Raw genomic sequence first — 20,040 nt, 5'->3', positions numbered from 1 at the left:
TCCCAGGCAAGCTTTTTCGTTAGATCGTTTCGAGTCGTCCCCACCGACATTTGTTGGCTTTGTCCGTTTTCTTTTCACGCGACGCGCGGCCGTTGAAGTGATGATGAGGTTCGAGATGTCTGCAACAACCTACGGCTCTGATGGACTCCGCATACTGAGCTCGAACCGCGGGACCTCGTTGCAGAGACCGTTTCAGCTTTTCGTCATCGCCGGCGACTTCTTTCTCATCCTGCTCAGCTACGTGGCGGCGAGCGCGCTCTATCGCGAATTCACGAATCCGCCGATCGACCCGGACAATTCGCTCGGCGCCGGGCTGATTGTCGGCATGGTGTTCGTCGCGGCCGCCTATTTTCAGGGGGCCTATGACAACCACAGATTGTTGAATACGCTCTGGCAATCGCGCAAGGTCCTGTTCACCTGGTTGTTCGCGCTGACCACGCTTGCGGTCGCGGCGTTCCTCTTGAAGTCGACGGCAAACCTGTCTCGCGGCACGATCATCCTGTTCACGGTGATTGGGGCGCTCGGGCTCGTCGCGCACCGTGTGATCTGGCGCTACTGCCTGTCGTCGGCTTTCGCCAAGGAGCGGCTGATCGACCGCAAGGTCATCCTGCTCAGTCTGCGCTCGCTTGATTTCACCTCGAACCGTTTCAAGGACCTCCGCAAGCACGGCTTCGATGTCGTGCGCCATTTCGTGCTCAGCGTGGGCCCGGACCAGGACGACGGGGCCTGGAGCCAGCAGATCGCTGATGTGGTCCGTCAGTCGCGCGCGGCTGACGTCGACGAATATCTGGTGGCGATCGACTGGAACGAGCTGCCGATGCTGCAGAAGCTGAGCCAGCATCTTCGGGTGGTTCCGCAGCCGATCCGCCTCTTGCCCGATTTTCCGATCGCCGACCTGGTGTCGCGGCCATTCCTGCCGGTCAGCGGGACGGTGGCGATCGAGATCCAGCGGCCGCCGCTGTCCGTGTTCGAGCGGGTCCAGAAGCGCTGCCTCGACATCGGGCTCGCATCCTTCGCGTTGCTGATGCTGGCGCCGCTGATCCTGACGGCGGCACTGCTGGTCAAGCTCGATACGCCCGGTCCGATCATCTTCCGGCAGTCGCGCCGCGGCTTCAACGGCAAGCCGTTCCAGATCTGGAAATTCCGCAGCATGACCGTGGCCGAGAACGGCTCCACCGTCACCCAGGTTACCAAGCAGGACAAGCGGGTGACTCGGGTCGGTCGCTTCCTGCGCAAGACCAGCATCGACGAGTTGCCGCAGCTCTGGAACGTGCTGCGCGGTGAGATGTCCTTGGTCGGTCCGCGCCCGCACGCGCTGGCCCACGACAACTATTACGACCAACTCATTAGCAAATACGTCTATCGGCACCACATGAAACCGGGCCTGACCGGATGGGCCCAGGTCAACGGCTTTCGCGGCGAGACCCCGACCATCGACCTGATGGAAAAGCGCGTCGAGTATGACGTCTGGTATGTGAGCAACTGGAGCATCTGGCTCGACATCCGGATCCTCATCCGCACGGCGACTGCGTTGATGTACCAGGAGGCCTATTGAGGCTGGTCGCGATGCTGTGCGTCGGCGAGGGCCGGAGTGCCCTCCCATCGCCGATGCTGTTCGCAGGGGCGACTAGACGGCGAGCATGCTGTTGCCCTGGATCGTCAGCAAGGTGAGATTGCCGGTCGCAAACGCACCGGTGTCGATATTGGCACGGTTTTCCAACAATTCAGGCATGTGCACGGGCGTGTGACCGTGCACAACGTATTTGCCGAAGTTCTGCTTGCTTTGCAGAAATTCCTCGCGGATCCAGAGCAGATCCGCCTCCTGCTGCTCGGCAAGCGGCACTCCGGGGCGGACGCCGGCATGGACGAAGAAGAAGTCGCCGCAGCTAAACGTTGGCCGCAACTTGTCGAGAAACTCCCGATGTTGGGGCGGCATTGCACGCGTCAAATCCCGCACCAACGTCTGCTGCTCCTCTTCTCCCGGAGCGGAGGAGGGCGCCAATCCATAGGACATCAGCGTGTACAGCCCGCCGACCTGCAGCCACTCGGGCAGCAGCGCCGGATTGCGCAAGACGTCGCCGAGAAACGCCTCGTGGTTTCCTTTCAGGAAGACCGTGTTGCCGCGCCGGCTACGGTTGATCAGGATATCGAGGGTGCTGCGCGAGTCTGGCCCACGGTCGACATAGTCGCCCATATACACTTCGATGGCATAGCGTGGACGGCTTCGCGCGACGTCCGCGTCGATCACCCGGAGCATCTGCTTCAGCAAATGGGCGCAACCGTGAATGTCGCTCATCGCATAGATACGTACCCCGTCCGGCAGTCTCGGCTTGTGCCTCGACGGCTGAGATCGGCGCGGTGACAGCATCTGGCGGCGGGGTTTCTCGCGAAAGGATCGGAACATGTTAGCTCTGGTGCGCTCCAACGGCGAGCGCGGTCCCGCAACTCAAGGTTCGCAAGCGATTGTCTGGGAGCAAAGGCAGGCGCGGCAGCAGTGCTGGTGCGACATCAGGGGATTGGACATACCGAGACTTGCTCGCGTGGTGCTTTGCTCGCGTGCGCTGGTAGGCGCAGTCGAGCCTGCACAGGACGCCGTTGAAGAGGTCGAGGAGCAAGCCCGGCTTGGCATGATTCCGATCGTCAGCTTGTTGCGTTAAGCTCGCCAAGCGTCTGGGTTCCATGGGGATCATGAACTGCATAGTCTGACTATGGATTCTGCGCAAGCGCCCCGCGGTTCGCGCCATGCCGGTGCGCTGGGGGTGTCGCGTGCGCGCGGAGGATGGATTCCGGAGCGGTTAGCGAATGGGCTTGTCGCCTGCCACCGCCCTAGACGGGCCGCGCGTAATTTGGCGGGTTTGCGACCTGGCGCGTCTCCCGAGCGGATTGTTTGCGCGGTGTTGCTCTGCACAAAAAATTGAGGGGCGAACGATTGTGCAGGGCGGGAATTGTGATGACGTCATAGCCCAGAGATGAAAATATCCTTCTGCTGCACGGGACATAAAACATGCTTCCAGCCTTGATCTTGGTGGCGTCTTTCCTGCTCGGATTCGTCCTTGGCTACGCGACGCGCGAACGGCGCTCGCGCAAGCGTCGCGCGCACCACATGATGTATGGACGCTATATGTCCTCGCAGAGCGGTTCGAGCTTTCCGGATTCCTGGCGCGCACCCTCTAACGGCCGACCGCTGAGCCAGCGTTCGGACGAATTGGAGCCGCGTAAGGCCTGAGGGCTATCTCAATATCGCGCCCGCAGGCCATCGCCACGCGCCGCTCCATCAACGAGCAATCGCTCCAGCTCAACGTCGACCACGGCGCCGCCGGCGATTAAGTGCCGCTTCCATTGGCAGAGTCTCACGCCGCCGGATCCGGCTCAGTACTGAAACACCAGATCGGGATAGCGCGGATTCACGTAACGGACGTAAGTCCGGTTACGGCCATAATAATAGTGTGGCTCGTCGCTCCGGGTGCGCGGATCGAAGGTGTAGGGATAGGCCTGCTCGAGCGATCGGTGTCGAACGTAGACCGGGGCACAGCAGCCGCATCGGGGACCGCAATAGGGGCTTGGCCCGCGGTCGACGTGCAGCACGGATGCCGCGATGCGCGCCTTTCGCGGATGCACGGCATAGTCGGCGGCGCACGCCGGCGCTGCCGCGATGATCATCGTCGAGGCGAGTACAACAAGACCGACATAGGATCGTGACATCGCTTCTGCTCCCCTGATCGCGATCAGACCTTAAGTGCTCGCGCCGGGACGAGCAACCGGAACGATACTGCCGGGCGAATATTGGATGAAGTGTGGCCGAGGTGAGCCAATGGGGCGCGTCTGCGCGTGGCCTTGCCCGGGATTCGCGATTGCGTCGCGCCCGACGTTAGCCGCGCAGCGTTTGAGCGAATGCCGGATCGATCGACTGAACGGCATCTTGCAGGAACGCCTTACCACGCTCCGACGCCCGTCGAAAGGCCGATACGATCGCGGGCTTCAGCTCCGGCCGGCGGGTCATGATCAGCCGAACATCGCTCAGTGCAAGATCCCTGATATCGGGATCGGCGAGCATGTCGGACCGGCCCGCGACGTCCAGCCGCACCGGCATCAACCGCGTATCGCTTGGAGCAGTGAAGTAAGTCATCTTCAGCGCCTCGAACACGACCGGGTCGTGGGGGTCGCGTTGCGTCAGGAGCAACGCGAGCGCGAGCCACAGTTCGGGATTGTAAGGCGAGATCGACAATGTCCGTCTCACTCTGCCGATGGCCTCGGCATATTGCTCGGATTGCACGGTCGTCTGCTTTTTCCGGTTGGCCTCGATAGCCTGGAGCGCGCTGATCAGGGCGTGATTGCTTTCCTGCTCCGATCCGAACGGCGAGAGCATCGCCGAAAGGGATGGCACGTCTCCGACCCAGGGCGAGCTGATCTTGGCGGCATCGGATGGAAATGGCACGGGTTCGAGCGCCGTCATCGCCGTGACGGCGGAGACGACAACGTAGGATCCGATGGTCAGCGCCACTGCCATCAGAAGGATACGAATTCCGCTCAAGGGAGCCATTCCGACGAAGAGGGCAGGCCGAGGTTCAATGCGAGGCCATCCTACGCTGCGAGCGCACCATCGCCTAGCGTTTGAGGCCGCTCGTCCGGCCGGCAGACTGTGCAAGTCCCAACCCGACCATGACGGCCACAATGATCCTGACCGCGGGGCTTAAGAGACTTGAATCGAGAAAGCCTTCGAAGAAGACGACCAGAACGCCGGCGGCCGCGGCCGATGCGAAAAAGGAATCGCGTCCGCGCCGGACGGCGCCGCGAAACAGGACGAAGAAAAGCTGGGCAGCGAAGCCCGCGAGGATCACAAGCGCCAGCCGTCCCGACTCGATCGCGACCAGCACCGCGGTGGAAGGCGGGACTGCCGGGGCCGTGGCGTCCACGTTCTGATAGGCTCGCGACGCTGCGGAAAACGTTCCGACGCCGTTCCCCAACCACGGAGCATCGGGGAGCATGCGCCCTGCCAGCGCCACGGTTTCGGGAGCGAATCTCGCCAATCCAGCCAGGGTCGCGCCGCCCGACTGAAAGCGCGGCACGGCGAGTGCGCAGACGATCACGACGAGACCCGTAAATAAGGCCGCGGATGGCCACGAGCGAAATCCGAGGCGGCGGACCGCGGCGACGAAAGCGATCGCGATCAATCCAAAGCCGGCGGCTGCCAACAGCGTGCCTCGCGCGAGGACCGCCATCGCGATGATCGCCGCGGCAATTCCGAACGAACCGGAAAGTACGCCGAGCCAGAGCCGGACCGAGGCCAGATTGCGGATGTCCCGCCGGTGCAGGTGTCGCTCGAGTGCCCGGGAAATCAGTGCGGTGTTGGTGACCGCGGCGAGCGCGGCGACCGCAGGAAACGGGCTTGTTGGCGCATCGGTGGCCGGAGTCATCGCGGCGAAGAAATGAAGCCGGCCGAGCAGGACTTCGAGCGACATGAAAGTCGTCACGGCGCACAACACGAACAGGATCGTTTCGGCCCTGTGGCGATCCCTGCTGATGATGACGGTCGACACCACCAACGACACGTAGACCAGATAAACAAACAGGCTTTGCAGTGTCGCGCCGGGATCAAGGCTGATGCGGCCCGGTAGCGACGGTTCGTTCAGCGCGATCGACGTCGCCGACCAGATCGGGTTTGCCAATGACGCGAATGGCAATGGCAGGATTTGCACTACCATCCAGATAACGGGGACCAGGATCGCGACTGAAAAACGCTTCAGCAACTGTGTGGTGGACGTAAGTTCAGCGTCCGCGCCCCTGACCGCCATGGCCAGCAGGACGGCGGCGGCGAGTGCGATCGTATGCTGTGCGAAAACGCCATTTGCGACGACCAGGGTCGGAACAGCGGCCAGCAATATGGTCAGGAGGAAAGAGGCAACCGGCAAAATGCGAGACTTCGAAGCTGGGCTGGGATCGGGGCGGGGAATGATGTCACTGCGACAAGGTTAGCCGAATTATCGCATATGCAAACGCGCGAGGCCAACACGCGCAGGCCAGCCATCGATTGTCGAGACAGTTGCCCTCGGCGTTTGCCAATGGAGCGCATGTCACCAAGGAACCCGCGGAGGTTCCGGCCAGCAGCTATCGAGCATGGCAATTTTGCGACAGGTAACTCAGCGCCATCGGCAGTCCGCTGGTCGGCACAGTGCCATGGATCGCGTTCGGTTCAGTCGCGATTTCGACCGAAAGCTCAGGGGCGTTCTGCCAATCGCTGGCCGCAAGCTTCGATGCATCCGCGGGCAGCCGTAACGCTGCGCCGCCCTGGACCACGGACGCTTCGAACGCCGCGCGCTTTCCTCCGCTCGTCAAGACCACGGTCGGTCGCACCGAGCGCGACAAGGGCTCGAGGACGATCAGCGCAACGTCAATCCCGTCGCGTCCGCATTGCAAGCTCAAGCCGGCGAGGCGCCCGTCCGATTTCGAGCTGTCGGCAACATGCATCGCTGAAACAGCGTCGGCACCGCCTTCGGGGTCTCTGCTTCGTACCAATCGCCATCCGCCGTCGAGTTGCGTCGATTGGCTGCCGGACTGGACCTGCCTGAACGCCTCCTCGTCGCAGCGTTGCCGCTGCTCGGGACTGACCCCGGTTGCGCAATTCGTCATACCTGGACGTGGCGTCTCGGCTCGGCCGGAACCATGAGCTCCAATCAGCAGAACGGCGCACAGCAGTGTTAAGCGTGTCATTGTCAACGATAACGGAACCCTTATTGGAGCTGATGCTGCACGCTCCACTCAACAACGCCGCACCAGTATCAAAGGACGATCGGTAACGTTGCTCAATTTTGTGGCAAGCGACCGGCCGCGGCGCTCTCGACCCCGCTGAGTTTGATTTTGGCCGGCTGGACTTGGATCATGCGATGGAACCTCCGTCGCAAGACACATGGAACCGGTGGCGGGCGAGGATCTGCGCGGTGATTGCCTGGAACTCGTGCGTCAACGCGACGAATATTGGGCAATGCCTCTGTATTAGACAGTGTCTCTGCCCATTTAAAATGGCGCTTACCTGTAACTGCGCTGCAACATCCTCTCCTTATTCTCACCATCTCCTAGGGCTTCGTTGACGCCGCTTGGGGAATTTGACGAAGTTAGCCTGGAGTAGGGGGACGCGTTGTGAGGCGTAGCGTTTTAGTATGGGGAATGTTGCTCGGCATTCTGCTTTCTTCCGCGGGGTGCGCGATCATGCCGTCGTCCGGCCCGGAAGATCATGTCATCAAGAGCGAGATCACGCGGTCGGGACCGGACTACGTCTTGATCAAGCTGACACCGACCGTTGTCGATATTCTGAAGGAATACGGTCCGGGCGCCATCGCAGGGTCATTTCCTGATCACCGGCCGCCGCCGGGCATCAGATTTGGCATCGGAGACACGGTGGCCGTGTCGATCTTCGAAGCGGCCGCGGGGGGCTTGTTCATCCCTGCAGAAGCTGGCGTGCGGCCAGGTAACTTTGTGGCGTTGCCAAACCAAAACGTTGATTTGAACGGGAACATTACGGTTCCCTATGCCGGGCAGGTGAAGGCCAACGGCCGTACCCCGGTCGAGATCCAGCGGGACATCGTCAAGGCAATCGGAAACCGCGCCATTGAGCCCCAGGTGGTCGTGTCCTTGATCACGCAAAACACGTCGCTGATCAGCGTGCTGGGTGAAGTCAAAACGCCGGCCCGTTTGACGGCCAATGCCGCCGGCGAGCGGATCCTCGACTTGATCGCGCGTGCTGGCGGCCTCACCGGACCGGGCTGGGAGAGCTGGGTGACGCTGGAGCGCGGCGGCAAGCGCGCCACGGTTCCGTTCGGAGCCTTGATGTATCAGCCGGCCAACAACGTCTGGATCCACCCAGGTGACACCATTTACGTCTACCGCGAACCGCAGGTCTTCCTGGCCTTCGGCGCGTTCACGATTGGCGGAAACTTCGGCGGGCAGGCCCAATTCCCGTTCGATATGTGGAAGATCACCATGGCGCAGGCAATGGCCAAGGCCGGCGGCCTGATTGATGCGCAGGCTGAGCCTGCGGGCGTCTATGTCTATCGACGCGAGCCGCGCGAGCTGGCGGAACGACTGGGCGCAGACTGCTCCAAATTCACCGGTCCGCTGGTCCCGGTGGTTTACAACGCCGACTTCCGCGATCCGTCCGGCTTCTTCCTCGCCAGCAAGTTTGAAATGCGGGACAAGGACGTGCTGTTCGCCGCGAACGCTGCCACAGTCGATACCACGAAATTCCTGACGTTCGTCCAGGCAGTGGTCGGCACCGCCAACAGTACGATCGTCACCGCGAACAACGCGCAGATCCTGCGGATCAACTCGCGCCAGTGAAGCGAGACCAACCGCGCTGGGCCACATTGCGTGCCCAGCGCGGCGACCTGAATTCACCGCCTCGACGCCGCTGATTAAGGCGATCAACTCGGTGTCATCACCCGCGCATGCGGGTGATCTAATTCCAGCGAGGCTTGTGGTTGAACCGAGAGGCCGCGGCGTACTGGATGGCCCGCCGGAGGCTTTCATCGGGCGCGCGTTCGCGCGACCCGGTGGCGGGCCATGACGACTGAGAGAGAATGTGCATCCGCATTCTCGCGACATGATTTGTCCGAGCTTTGCATCTCCTCTCAGAGGATGAGGTCTTGTTTTACAGCACAACGGTAGCCGCTCATGGTGAGCAGCGCCGCTTGCGGCGTGTCTCGAACCACGAGGCCGCGTACGTGCGCAGCCACCCAAAGGCGGCATATGCGATAGTGCTGGAACCACCGGGCGCCGCTGTCAGTGGCGCACCGGATGATCGCTCCTCTTCGGCGGACGCTAGTCGACGTAACCGTATCGCTTGTAATATCGGTTGCGATAGTAGCCGGCGCTATAGATGTCGTAGCGGCTCATCACCGCCATGTTCACCTTGTTGAGGACTGCGCCGAGCAAGCGCTCGCGCACGACCGGAGCTTCGCCCAGCACGCGCTCGAGAATATCGACCTTGGCCTTGGCCCATTCGACTACCAGAATGTACGAATCCGCCAGCGCGCCGGTGGCTCGAACGTCGATCACCGGTGCGAGCGGGCTAAGGTCGAGGACGATGCGATCGTAGTGTTCCCGCAAATGTTGGAACAGCCTTTCCATTTGTTGCGAGGCCAGCACGTCGCTGGAATTGGAGAAGCGTGAGGTCACGACGCACGGCATGAAATGGAGGTTGGTCTGGGGATCGATCCAAACCGCATCCGTCCAATCGACCCGGCCCAGCACAACATCGATCAAGCCGGCCTGCGCGGACGGGGCAAGCCTCGCGGTGAGACTTGGATTGCGGATATCACCGTCGATCAGAAGCGTGCGGGAGCCGCTTTGCGCAACGGTCTGGGCCAATGCCTCGCTGACCGTGGATTTGCCTTCGTTGGGCAACCCGGACGTGATGCCCACCACCTTGTTGGACGATCCGTAGCTGCTGAGGTCGCATGCAAGCTTGATGGAGCGGAAGCCCTCGGCAAAGCGCGAGAAGGGCGAATTGATCACGTATCTTCCGACGCTCTGGTCGGCCGCCAGGAGACGATCGCCATGCGGCTGCGGGTATTTCAACCCGAGCTCGGATTTGCCCATCGGCAAACCTGAAGCTGCTGCGGGAACGGACTTTGGCGCCAGCGGCTGCGGCTTCTTCGGTCGTCTGTTGAACAGCCGTCCCGCTCTGGAGAGCAGGGTATGCCCCGTCAGGTGCACGTTCTGCTCGCTCCCGATCGCGGGGATCGAAGCAAGACAGTTGGTGTGCAGGTACTGCTCGACCTGGGATACCGTCCTGAACACCCGATCCATCATGTCGAGCAGAACGGCAACGCCCCCTGCCAAGATGGCCCCGCCGATCAGCGTTGCCAGCAGGATGAGGGTGGTCTTGGGCGATGTCTTGTTGGGAGCGTTGGACGCTTGCGTGATCACGCGTGCTTCGGTGATCGGAAACGACTGCTGCTGAACCGAGACCATATAGAGCTGCAGGAAGTTGTCCGAAAGCGCGCGGGCGCTCTGGGCATTGCTCTCCAGGTCGCGCAGGGCGATCTGTGCCTGGTTGGTGCCATTGGATAGCGCGATGGTGTCGTTCAGGCTCTTTTGACTGGATTCCTCGCGCGCTTTCGCGATCGCAAGGTCGCTCTTGTAGACCTCCGCCGTGCGCCGCAGCTCGTCGGTGATCGAATGCCTGATTTCGCGCATCTGGTTGCGCAGGTTGACGACCGCAAGGTGGGTCGGTCCGTATCGGTTGGACCAGTCGGCCTCACGCGCCGCATAGTCGAGATAGGTCTGTCGCAGCTTGGTGATCACCGGATTGTTCATGGTGTCGGTGACTGTCGCCAGGTCATTCAGGATGACCTTGGAATCGCTGTCGTCCGCGTTCAGAATCGCTGTGATCCGCTCGAGCTTGGCCTGCGCTTCGGCGCGCTGGGCGCGGGCCTGCGTCAGCGAACTGTTGATCTCCGCCAGTTGCTGCTCGGTGAGAAGGCGCCCGCCGGCATCGACGATATTGTTCTTCGCCTTGAAGTCCACGACCGCGCGTTCTGCGGTGGAAGCCTCCGTTCGCAGCTCCTTCAGCCGATCCTGCAGCCAAACCGCGGCGCGCCGTGACGCCTGATACTTCGATTCCAGCGAATCGTTGATGTAGCCTTCGGCCACAGCATTGGCGATCCGCGCGGCCTCGTCGGGCGAACGCGACTGATAGGAAATCTCGATGACGTAGCTCAGGCCGACGCGCTTGATCGAGAGGTTGCCGAGCACCTTGCCGATCGCGATCCGCATCAATGCGGCTTCGGAGGGGCGTTGCTCCGGAAACATCCAGGAAAACAGGTTCGAGACGCTGGAGAGCAGCCCGGCTTCCTCGCCGGTGAACTCAGGCGAATCGAGCAAATGCAGTTGCTTGATGACGTTCGTCGCGATGGTCTCGGACTTCAGCACTTCGACCTGGCTGTCGACCATGGCCGAGTCGATCGAACTGTCGGAGCTGGTTGCTTGCTGGGTCTGCAAGCCCTGCATCTTGCGGCTGTCGATCAGCAGCACGGCGGTGCCGGTGAATCGCTTCGGTGCGGTCATCAAGTAGACGCCAGCCAGGCCGATGCACAGGCACATCACGAAGATCATCACCGGGTACTGGCGGCCGATCAGCGCGACCGCCGCAGAAATCGTCTGCTCCAGCGAAGCCGATTCTTGTGTGGGAGATTCGATCTCGCGAGGAGGTGTGATTCGAGTTTGGAGCATCCGGCTCGTCTACCTGACTAGAGTTCCTGGATTGTGCCGCGTCGAAGTGAGCGAAAATTGGCCCACGCTGAACGCATCAGCCCCCCGAACGTGCCAAACAAATGTGTCAGCAAGAGTGCAGTGCATCATTCATTTCCGGAACGTGCCTCCGGATCTGGGGCGCTGTCACCGGCCGACTGTGGTTCCGGCCAAGGTAGAGCAATTCCCGTGCCGGTTGATAGCGCACGACGTGGCGCGCGTAGCGGCAATTCGGCAGCGAGCAAACAGTCCAAAAAAGGAGGCCTGACCCGCGGCGACGAAAGCTGCGGGCGCGGCGCCTATTTCGGCGGCAATTCTGCGCCCGAGAGTCGGGTTCCATGTGCTGAACGGGTAAGCTTTCGCGTCGCACAGCAGGCGGACGGCCATCGGCTCAGGACGATTGCGCCCAGCCGGCGACTCCGACGCAGATGGACCGGCAGCGCCGGCTCGACGAGAATGGCCAGGCCGAGGCGGCTTGTCGTCGACTGCCGTTGGATTAGGCCATGCGCCCAGAACGCTCTTGCTCGGTCAACGCCGGCTCGAGGTCGCCCGCAGAAAATCAATCGAAATCGCCGACGCCGGAATCGTGCTTCCACTCGTGAAGCGAGCTTGCCACGTCGTATTCGAACTTGAACCCACTCGCGACCAACCGCTTGGGCAGGATGTTCGTTGAGAACCACAATTTCCGGATGCGTTCGCGATTGATCCCGGTCTTGATGCCGATCTTGTGCAGCACCTCGAACGGAAGGACGGCGAGATTCATGAACCATATCGGAATGGTCAGCGTTGGCTTCTTGTACCCGGCGGCCTGTGCGAACGCCGCGCAGATGTCGCTGATCGTATAGCGGTGCTCGTAGCAGAAGTTGTAGACCGACACGCTGTCGTTGCGTGCCGCCATGAAGAGCATCGACGACACCAGATCCTTGACGTAGCCGCACGACTTGATGGTGTCGGTTCGGCCGGGATAGACGAAAGCCCGTCTCTGCAGCAGCCGCGACAGCCGCGTGAAGTTGCCTCCCTCGTAGAGACCGTAGATCACAGCGGGGCGCACGATCGTGAGACGTCTGGCCGGATCCTCCGACTGCCAAAGACGATGGATGGCTTCGGCCGACAGCTTTGAACGTCCGTACGCGCTGACCGGAGCGGGCTGCGAGTCTTCGTCAAGCGGGGCTTCGCTCGGGCCGTAGATGGATATCGAGCTTGTGAAGATGATATTCCGGCTGCCGGTTTCCTTGGCAAACCGGCATACGTTCACCGCTCCGAGCACATTGGTGTAGTAGTACTCGCCGTCCGGATGACCGGGTGTCGTGTGGATTGCCGCCAGATTGAAGATGTCGGCGGGTACGCCGCGCGCGAGCTTGGGGTCGATCGGCTCGCGGACATCGTGATGGACATATTCGACGCCGGCAACCAGCGTCCTCGGCTTGCCGATGTCGGCGGCAACAATGCGCTGGTATTGTCCGGACGCGATCAGCCGGTTCATCAGATGCGTTCCGATGAAGCCGGCACCTCCGAAGACGATCGCCTGGGTGGTGTTCGACATGCGCTCAAGGCCCGGTTCGCGTGTGGGTGCTGAATTCGGCGTGGGACATCTCCGTCAGGACGTCATCAGTGACCACTTGCGTCGGCGGGCAAGCAACGCGCGACGCGACAACGGCTGCGGTTGGTTCTGACTGCGCCATCAATAGAGCTCGCGATACTCGTAGCGGAATGCGGTCGAACCCGCCGAGATCCCGAGGATCCTTTGCAGCTTCTGGTAGCCGCTCAGTGCGACCTTGATGCAGTCCGAGCTGCCGGCATAGCAGACCTGAACGTTGATCGATTGGCCGCAAGCGTTGTTCACGGTCACGATCTGGTCGATGATCTTCGGATTGATGACTTGCGGATGTGTCGATGGGTGGACCGATATGCAGGTTGTCCCGTCCGGCGCCTTATGCGGCGGCGCATATGTGCCCTTCATCGGCGGGAACGGGTTCGCGGGCATCGGCGACACGCCGGTTCCTCCGTACATTGGCGCCGACGATCGTCCGAAGCCGACGACCTGAGCCTGTGCCGGGACTGCGACAAGCAGAGTAGCGGCCATCAGGCTGCGCGAAATGCGGCTGACGTGACCAACGCGGCGTGACCGGAAAACGCTCGTCATGCGCCGGTCTCTAGAAGCTCAATGAGGCCGAAGCCGGAAACGTGGTGAAACGAGACCTTCTGGCCGCCGAACAGGATCGCCGGTGCAGGCGCGCTGACCGGCACGATCTCGATCCCGGACGCCGCCAGCACATCAAGCGCCTGTTCGGCATTGGAGCAGGCGTAGCATAAATGGTAGATCATGGTGCCAGTCCGCTTGATCAGCTTGTCGATGGGAGAGGGGCCGTCGCCCGGCCAGATCACCTCGACGTCCGGCATCACGGGGTGATGCCGCATGGCGAGGTTGACCCGCTGTATCGGATCATAGGCGGAGTTTCCCGCGGCATAGCCGAGCGACGCCAGGTAACGAAACGCCTCCTCGGGGGAGGCGACCGCGAGCCCGAGGTGATGAAAGGCCAGGACGTCAGATGCTGACGCGATGTCGTTCGCCGGGTGGTCCACGCGCCGTTACGCTTTCTTCTCGATCAAGTCGGCGAACTCGCCGACATTCTTGAGGCCGCCAATCTCGGACGCCGAGAATTTCACGCCGAAGGCCTTCGAGACGGCCAGCACGAGCCGGATGTGGGACAGGCTGTCCCAGCCGTCGACGTCGTCGGCCGTGGTCTGCGGCGTCAACGCGAGGTCATCCTCGTCAAACACGTCCTGAAATACAGCGGTGAGCTTGCTATAGACTTCGGCCTTCTCCATTTGCGCCTTCCTTTGTCGATTGAGTTGCGGTGGTGCCGCTGTGTGGATCGCGGTCAGTTGTCGGGGACGGCAGTTAGCCCTCCGAAGAGCGCACGGTGGTGACTCGTGGCGCGTTGTCGGGCTTCTGCTGACAGATGAACGAATCCAGCGTCTTGGCCAGCCTGACCGACCAGATATCGGCCAGATGCCGTTTGGCATGCACCTCGTCCGAATAATCGAGGTCGTTATCAAGGTCGTCCATGCTCATCGAGGTGAAGTTCGGCCGGTCGCCAAATTCTTGCAGCAGGCCCTTCAGCGCCAGTCGGTAGCTCGGTTCATACGGGCTTGCATCGCGATGCCAAGCCGGGATCGGCAGGTCGACGAGCACGACCTTCTCTCCCGAATCCAGCAGCGCCTGGATGGTCTGCTTCAGGACTTCGACCTGGCCCGGAGCAATGTCACTCGGGCGCCCCATGGTTTCCGTCCAGTATTGCAACGCCTGTTGCTTGTAAGCCGCCGATACCACGACACGTTCGCGCTCGTCGTCGGTGCGCTGGGCGCTGGTGCGGCCGGTCATCACGAGATTGACGCCGGCCCTGGCCTCGCGCGCGGCCTTCTCAAGCAGCAAAAACGGCCGAATCGCCATGGCGCCCGCGTCCAGCCATTGCGGCGGCAAAACTGCGACCGGACCATCGGGCGTGCGTCTGTAGAAGCCGTAGCGGTACCGCTCGATATCGATGTCGGTCTCGCCACGGTGCCGATCGCCATCCGCAAACTTCACATCGGAATCGATGAACATGCCGAACCAGATGCCGATGACAAAAGTGTTCTGCCGGCGTTCCTGATCGGTCTGGACCTCATGGACGAGGTCGATCACCTGCTTGACCTCGGAGATGTTGGCGCCCCCCATCGCGAGGTTGCTCACCTTGCCGCAGCCGAGTTTCGATTGCACGAGCTTCTGCCGGAATCCGACCCCGGTGTTCGATGCTCCCACCAGAATGATCTTGCGGTCCGCGTTGGCCAGCACGCTGCGGCCAAGGAAGACATATTTCGGAACCGTCATGTAGAGCGTGTCTCCCGCGGCCTGGAAATCCCGCGGGCCGGCACTCGACGGATCCGGAAAGACGAGGAACGATGCGCCGGCGAGCAGCGCATAAAGGAAGGCGAACGACAACAAGGTCAACGCCGATTGTCGAAGGATGTATTTCAATTTCAGAACGCCTTGTAGACGAAGTCCGGAGCTTTATGCAGCAGGGTCGCGACGGCGACGATTGCCATCATCTTGCCCGCCAGGTGCAGATTCTTGGTGATCTCGCCGCTCTGGATTGCCGACAGAGCGACGGGGATGCGGAGCCGAGCTTGGGCGAGATCCAGGATCAGCGCAGCGACCCCGAACGCCACCGCCACCACGACGAAGGTCGCGATCACGCCGGCGAAGCCGAGCCGCGCCAGCAGAGCGGTGAATTGAGGCAGTTCGGGGACCCAGAGGCAGGTCAGCGCCAGCACGAAATAGGCGACCGTGAGACCACGCGCGAAATAGATGTAGGCAGTGGATTCGGTCAGCGCGCGATAGCGCTTCTTGCCGAGGCGTTCAGTGCACGCCACCTGCCAGAGCTTGTTAATGCTGGCGCCGGCGCCCATCAGCAGGCCGTAGATGACGAACACCGCGGTCGTGCCGTGCCAGACACCCATCACGCCGAACGTGATGAAGAAGGCGAGCACGCCCAGATAGGACGTCAGCGCCGGCGACGGCAACCAGGTCATCAGGAACATCAGGAGCGGGTTGAAGAGGTAGAACTTGAACCATTGCGACAGCGTCATGTGCCAGCGCTGCCAGAATTCTAGGAAGCTGCGCGCCGAGAATGGCCTGTCGAAGTTTTCCGGCAGCGCTTGCCCGAGCAGGGTTCCGATGCCGATCACGATGTCCATGTAGCCGGAGAAATTGAAGTACAGATAGACCGTGTAGAGCGAAGCGACCGTCGCATAGACGGCGCACAGCTTGAGGAAGGAAAGTCCGGATGGCTGCAGCAGGTGCGGGCTGACAAACGTGAAGGCGTAGTCGGCGGTCGCGGCAATGATGACGAACTTCACGTAGCCGGTCGCGATCCTGGAAAACGCCGCGTACACCACCGATGCATCGAGCTGAACCGCGGCCTTCCCATCCATCGCGCTGAAATCCTGGTAGCGCTGGATCGGGCCGGAGACGAAGCACAGGAAGTTGCAGGTGAAGCGAAAGAATGCCAGCGGACCAATTCGCTCGCTGAGATCTCCTGAGCGCACGTCGACCATGATGTGCAGGATGCGGAACAGGATGTAGGAAAGTCCGACCGTCAGATACGGGAATGGAAGCTGGCCCAGCCCTTCGAAGAACGAGAAACGCTTCAGGAATACGTAGCAGCACAGGATCGCGGCGACGCCGGCCGCCAACACCAGAGACGACTGGCGCACGGACAGCGCGGACACGCAGACATAGCCGAGCGCCAGGAAGGCGAGCAGCGGTAGCACCTGGGTGACGTCGCTCAAATAGCTTGCGATGAAGATCGCATTCGCGGCCCCGAGCACGAGCCGTCGGTAGATCACCGATTCACTGACGTGAAAGGCGATGACGACCGCGGCAACAAAGGCGAAAAACAGGGGCGATGTCAGACTCATGTCCGTGGGCTCGAGGCTGTCAGAAGTTCTCGTTCAGGTCAGTCGGCGATCCGATCGGATCAAGCCGCCTCAAACTGCTTCTCTTCGCGCTGAACCGTCATCGGCAAAGCGTCCAGTTCAACATCGGTCCGGAGCGCCCAGCGGCTGCTTCCGTCGGCACCCTCGTCGAGGCGCGTGAAGCCGAGCTTGGCGTAGTGGTCGCGAACCATCTCGTTCCTGTCGGTCGGAAGATAGACGCCCTCGAGGGTGGTGACACCGGCAGCCCGTGCCCGCAACACGATCTCGGCCAGCACGGCCTGCTCGACGCATCGTCCGAGCACCCGGCAGCTCATCAGCCAGCTATCGATCGTCCAGGTATCGGGGCTCGTGGCGCGACAGATGATCACGCAGATGATGCCGTTGTCGCCGAACTTGTCGATCAACCGCGCGTGCAGCGTCATGACCCGGTCGTCGCCTTCCAACTGCTCGACCTGCGATTCGGTATAGCGGCGCGTCGTCAGGTTGAACTGGTTGCTCTTGTTGATGAGCTGGGTGACGCGGGCTCGCGTCGTCCGGTCGAAGGGGCCGAACACGATCCGCATTTCCAACGAGCGCAGGTAGCTGTTCAGATCCGTCGCCTGGCCCTGCAGGCTGAGCCGGCGCGCATTGGCCTGATACATTTCGGCGCGTGCGCGGTCTTCCTCGGAGAAATTGATCGCCTCGAAGTAGCCGGCAGCGGCCAGCGTGCGGGCGTAGCTCGCCGGATCGGCATCGAGCTCGGGCACCGCGACCTCCGGAAGCTCCTGCCGGATCAGGCCGCGTTCGGCCGGATTGTCATCGAGGAAGACGAAGGAATCGAGACCGAGCGCAAGCTCCTTTGCGATGGCACGGATGTTGGTCGCCTTGTCGTTCCAGTTGGCCTGGAACACCGCGATATGCTCCTCCTTCAGCAGCATGTCCGGGTGTTCCTTGAACGGCCGTCGCGCCACAGCGTCGGTGTTCTTCGAGCTCACCGCGAGCACGATGCCTCGCGCCCGCAATGTCAGCGCGAGCTGCTGCACGGAAAGATGCGCCTCGCCGGTGGCATCGCCCTGGGCGATCTGGATGCCCTCCATGCCGTCGTCGCCGATCACCCCGCCCCAGACGGTGTTGTCGAGATCAAGCACCAGGACGCGGCGGCTCTTGCCGCGCAGCGCGCTGATGATGCGCACGACATGCTCGGCGTAAAGCGGCACCAGCGCATCAGCAAACGGCAATTTCGCGAGATTCCACTGGGCCGGCGAGTGCCAGTCGGCAAGGCCGACGGTCTCGGCGATGCCGGCGACGTCGAGCAGCATGTCGGTCGAGTGCAACACTGCGCTGGATATCTTCTGGTTGATGCGATCGACCAGATTGCGGGCGGTGCCGGCCAGGGAGCGGTCGAAGGATCCGAAGAGTCCTTCGGGCGGCGCGGCGAGCGTCTGTAGGATGCACAGCGCGCCGCTGTTGCGCGATACGCCGGCCCGGATCGAATCGAGAAGTCCGATTGCCGCATCAACGGTTTCAGTGGCGAGCTGCTCGTTGCCCGGGCATGGCTGCAGCGACAGCCCGCGGTGATCGAGCGCAATGAGAACCGCGTCGGGCTGCGCCTTGTTGAGGGTCGACTCCGGCTGCAGCGCGTCCTGCAGATACTGATCATAGGCGCCGGTGATGCATTCGAGCGCAAAACCATGGCGGGCCGCGGTTGCAACCAGCACGGGAACGATCAGGTCGAGCGTTCCGTTTCCGATCAGGCCGAGGCGAAAGGGTATCAGCGGGGCCAAGGTCTCGCCGCCAAGTTGCAATGATCGAATCGTCCGTCCGAGCCTGGACAGTTGTCGCTCATCGAGCGCGTGGCTCGCGAGTGTTCTGATCTTCTTTCCGAGAGCGCCACCGGAGCCGCTTGCCAGCTCCTTGCAGCGGATCGAGAAATCGGACGGAGGTTTTGGAAGCCAGGCGAGTTCTCGATACAGCTCTGCGGACACGGCCGTTCCCTTTATCTTGGCAACACGGTTATTGCCCGACTTGTTTGCGTTCCCCCACTGTTGTTAGCCACAATCTTTATCCATAATTCGACAGTTTCATGGCGAGTGAAGACGCGGCCACATATGCGGAAGCGATGACACGGTTTCGACGCTATCGATGATGCAACGCAAGCGAGTGTCGCGATAATCTGTTGTCATATCGCACAAATGCGCAATAGAACTCGGCGACGATAGCGCGTGAGGAACCCGAAGTGACGAATGATCTCGTCCTGTCAGTTGTAATTCCCAATCACAATTACGCCGCTTATGTAGGCACAGCGGTCAAGAGCGCGCTCGACATTCGCTGGCCGAAGGTCGAGGTGATCGTTGTTGATGATGGATCAACGGACAACTCCCTCGAGGTGATCAAGCCCTACGCCGACAGGATCACCATCATCAGCCAGGCAAACGCCGGCCAGATGCCGTCTTGCGTCAATGGGTTCCGTCGCTGTACGGGCGATGTCGTGATATTTCTCGATTCCGACGATGTCCTTCATCCGGACGTCATGACTGAAATTGCGGCAGTGTGGTCCGACGCGGCCAGCAAATTCCAATTTCAGATGCGCGTCATTGATGCGAAGGGAAATCCGACGGGCAGCATCCTGCCTCAATATTACTCACGTCCGACCCCGCAGGAGATTCGCACCTGGGTTACGACCACAGGTCTCTATCCGACACCGCCGGGATCCGGCAGTGCCTATCCGCGATCGGTGGTGGAGCGAATCTTCGACTTTGAATCTGAATTCGTCGATCGTGCGCCCGATAGCTATTTGATTGCGGCGGCCCCAGTATATGGCGACGTCGTCACGATCCCGAAGCCGCTGGTGGATTATCGGGTCCACGGACTAAACCATGGCGCGCATCTGCAGCTCGACGACAGCCGCTTCGCGCGCGAGGTCGATCTCACGCGCCGGCGTCACAAATTCTTCACGGAAGTGGCAAGCAGCGTGGGCATGAAGGTGGATGCAAATGCGCTGAATAGGAATTTGCTGTTTCTGTGCCTGCGCGCGGCGTCATACTCGCTGCGACCGGACATCCATCCGATCGCGGGCGACAGCGCGCCGCAGATTGCATCCGCCACGTTCAGGGCATTGATGTTTCCGCAAGGCTTCTCGCAGGCGCAGCGGATCTCGTTGTTCTTGTGGATGATCCTTGCGCTGTTCGGCCCGCGCGGCTTTCGGCGCTCCGTGGTGAGCTGGCGTTATGTGCCGACAGCACGGCCGCAATGGATGAGGCGAGCGCTTAGCCTGCTCCGGGTGGTGAAGAAAGCGCCGGCGGCTGCCTAGAGCAATTGCGGTTCCGATTGAAATCAGAA

At 61.6% G+C, this 20,040-nt stretch carries 16 protein-coding genes; 3 read left to right on the top strand and 13 right to left on the bottom strand.

Annotated features, from left to right (window positions below; genetic code table 11):
• Nucleotides 1-178 precede the first annotated feature (178 nt).
• A complete protein-coding gene (locus tag P6U30_RS24415; RefSeq protein WP_407165436.1) occupies nt 179-1,555 on the top strand; it encodes an undecaprenyl-phosphate glucose phosphotransferase in 1,377 nt (458 codons plus the stop codon).
• Nucleotides 1,556-1,627: 72 nt separating this feature from the next.
• Here the strand turns inward: P6U30_RS24415 and P6U30_RS24410 are convergent, their stop codons facing one another.
• The 5 genes from P6U30_RS24410 to P6U30_RS24390 all read right to left on the bottom strand — a co-directional run bounded on the left by P6U30_RS24410 (nt 1,628) and on the right by P6U30_RS24390 (nt 6,756).
• A complete protein-coding gene (locus tag P6U30_RS24410) occupies nt 1,628-2,368 on the bottom strand; it encodes a metallophosphoesterase (RefSeq protein ID WP_407170530.1) in 741 nt (246 codons plus the stop codon).
• 1,001 nt (nt 2,369-3,369) lie between these two features.
• Complete coding sequence (locus P6U30_RS24405) at nt 3,370-3,702, bottom strand: hypothetical protein (protein ID WP_407165435.1); 333 nt, start codon at nt 3,700-3,702, stop codon at nt 3,370-3,372.
• Nucleotides 3,703-3,868: 166 nt separating this feature from the next.
• Nucleotides 3,869-4,531 (bottom strand): hypothetical protein, encoded by a 663-nt coding sequence (locus P6U30_RS24400; protein WP_407165434.1) that lies wholly within the window; start codon nt 4,529-4,531, stop codon nt 3,869-3,871.
• A 73-nt stretch (nt 4,532-4,604) separates the two neighbouring features.
• Nucleotides 4,605-5,909, bottom strand: coding sequence for an O-antigen ligase family protein (locus P6U30_RS24395; RefSeq protein ID WP_407165433.1), 1,305 nt, complete (start codon nt 5,907-5,909; stop codon nt 4,605-4,607).
• Nucleotides 5,910-6,105: 196 nt separating this feature from the next.
• On the bottom strand, nt 6,106-6,756 hold the full coding sequence (locus tag P6U30_RS24390) for a hypothetical protein (protein WP_407165432.1): 651 nt from the start codon (nt 6,754-6,756) through the stop codon (nt 6,106-6,108).
• Nucleotides 6,757-7,161: 405 nt separating this feature from the next.
• Between P6U30_RS24390 and P6U30_RS24385 the strand changes: the two genes are divergently transcribed.
• A complete protein-coding gene (locus P6U30_RS24385; protein WP_407165431.1) occupies nt 7,162-8,331 on the top strand; it encodes a polysaccharide biosynthesis/export family protein in 1,170 nt (389 codons plus the stop codon).
• Nucleotides 8,332-8,811: 480 nt separating this feature from the next.
• Here the strand turns inward: P6U30_RS24385 and P6U30_RS24380 are convergent, their stop codons facing one another.
• The 8 genes from P6U30_RS24380 to P6U30_RS24345 all read right to left on the bottom strand — a co-directional run bounded on the left by P6U30_RS24380 (nt 8,812) and on the right by P6U30_RS24345 (nt 18,686).
• Nucleotides 8,812-11,226 (bottom strand): polysaccharide biosynthesis tyrosine autokinase, encoded by a 2,415-nt coding sequence (locus tag P6U30_RS24380; RefSeq protein WP_407165430.1) that lies wholly within the window; start codon nt 11,224-11,226, stop codon nt 8,812-8,814.
• Nucleotides 11,227-11,803: 577 nt separating this feature from the next.
• Nucleotides 11,804-12,787, bottom strand: a complete 984-nt coding sequence (locus tag P6U30_RS24375) for an NAD-dependent epimerase/dehydratase family protein (RefSeq protein ID WP_407165429.1) — start codon at nt 12,785-12,787, stop codon at nt 11,804-11,806.
• Between the two features lie 138 nt (nt 12,788-12,925).
• Nucleotides 12,926-13,387 carry a hypothetical protein gene (locus P6U30_RS24370; RefSeq protein ID WP_407165428.1) on the bottom strand — a complete coding sequence of 154 codons (462 nt, stop codon included), beginning with the start codon at nt 13,385-13,387 and terminating at the stop codon, nt 12,926-12,928.
• Complete coding sequence (locus P6U30_RS24365) at nt 13,384-13,827, bottom strand: VOC family protein (protein WP_407165427.1); 444 nt, start codon at nt 13,825-13,827, stop codon at nt 13,384-13,386. Before P6U30_RS24365 ends, P6U30_RS24370 begins: the two co-directional genes overlap by 4 nt.
• Before the next feature lie 6 nt (nt 13,828-13,833).
• The gene (locus tag P6U30_RS24360) at nt 13,834-14,073 is read right to left on the bottom strand and encodes an acyl carrier protein (protein ID WP_280972472.1); all 240 of its coding nucleotides are present in this window, start codon (nt 14,071-14,073) and stop codon (nt 13,834-13,836) included.
• A 73-nt stretch (nt 14,074-14,146) separates the two neighbouring features.
• Complete coding sequence (locus P6U30_RS24355) at nt 14,147-15,262, bottom strand: hypothetical protein (protein WP_407165426.1); 1,116 nt, start codon at nt 15,260-15,262, stop codon at nt 14,147-14,149.
• A gap of 2 nt (nt 15,263-15,264) precedes the next feature.
• The gene (locus tag P6U30_RS24350) at nt 15,265-16,704 is read right to left on the bottom strand and encodes an MBOAT family O-acyltransferase (protein ID WP_407165425.1); all 1,440 of its coding nucleotides are present in this window, start codon (nt 16,702-16,704) and stop codon (nt 15,265-15,267) included.
• Nucleotides 16,705-16,763: 59 nt separating this feature from the next.
• Entirely contained in the window at nt 16,764-18,686 is a 1,923-nt protein-coding gene (locus P6U30_RS24345; RefSeq protein WP_407165424.1) for an HAD-IIIC family phosphatase, read from the bottom strand.
• Between the two features lie 251 nt (nt 18,687-18,937).
• Here P6U30_RS24345 and P6U30_RS24340 point away from each other — a divergent pair, with 251 nt between their 5' ends.
• Nucleotides 18,938-20,011, top strand: coding sequence for a glycosyltransferase family 2 protein (locus P6U30_RS24340; RefSeq protein WP_407165423.1), 1,074 nt, complete (start codon nt 18,938-18,940; stop codon nt 20,009-20,011).
• Nucleotides 20,012-20,040 lie beyond the last annotated feature (29 nt).

This window comes from Bradyrhizobium sp. ORS 111 (assembly GCF_045571485.1).
Taxonomy (GTDB): Bacteria; Pseudomonadota; Alphaproteobacteria; order Rhizobiales; family Xanthobacteraceae; genus Bradyrhizobium.
Note: the sequence above shows the minus strand (reverse complement) of the source record. Positions and strands in the feature narration are given on the sequence as shown.

Coding starts and splice junctions, on each gene's coding strand:
- P6U30_RS24410 (WP_407170530.1), bottom strand. CDS start 2,368: ATGCTGTCACCGCGCCGATCTCAGCCGTCGAGGCACAAGCCGAGACTG.
- P6U30_RS24405 (WP_407165435.1), bottom strand. CDS start 3,702: ATGTCACGATCCTATGTCGGTCTTGTTGTACTCGCCTCGACGATGATC.
- P6U30_RS24385 (WP_407165431.1), top strand. CDS start 7,162: ATGTTGCTCGGCATTCTGCTTTCTTCCGCGGGGTGCGCGATCATGCCG.
- P6U30_RS24380 (WP_407165430.1), bottom strand. CDS start 11,226: ATGCTCCAAACTCGAATCACACCTCCTCGCGAGATCGAATCTCCCACA.
- P6U30_RS24375 (WP_407165429.1), bottom strand. CDS start 12,787: ATGTCGAACACCACCCAGGCGATCGTCTTCGGAGGTGCCGGCTTCATC.
- P6U30_RS24370 (WP_407165428.1), bottom strand. CDS start 13,387: ATGACGAGCGTTTTCCGGTCACGCCGCGTTGGTCACGTCAGCCGCATT.
- P6U30_RS24360 (WP_280972472.1), bottom strand. CDS start 14,073: ATGGAGAAGGCCGAAGTCTATAGCAAGCTCACCGCTGTATTTCAGGAC.
- P6U30_RS24350 (WP_407165425.1), bottom strand. CDS start 16,704: ATGAGTCTGACATCGCCCCTGTTTTTCGCCTTTGTTGCCGCGGTCGTC.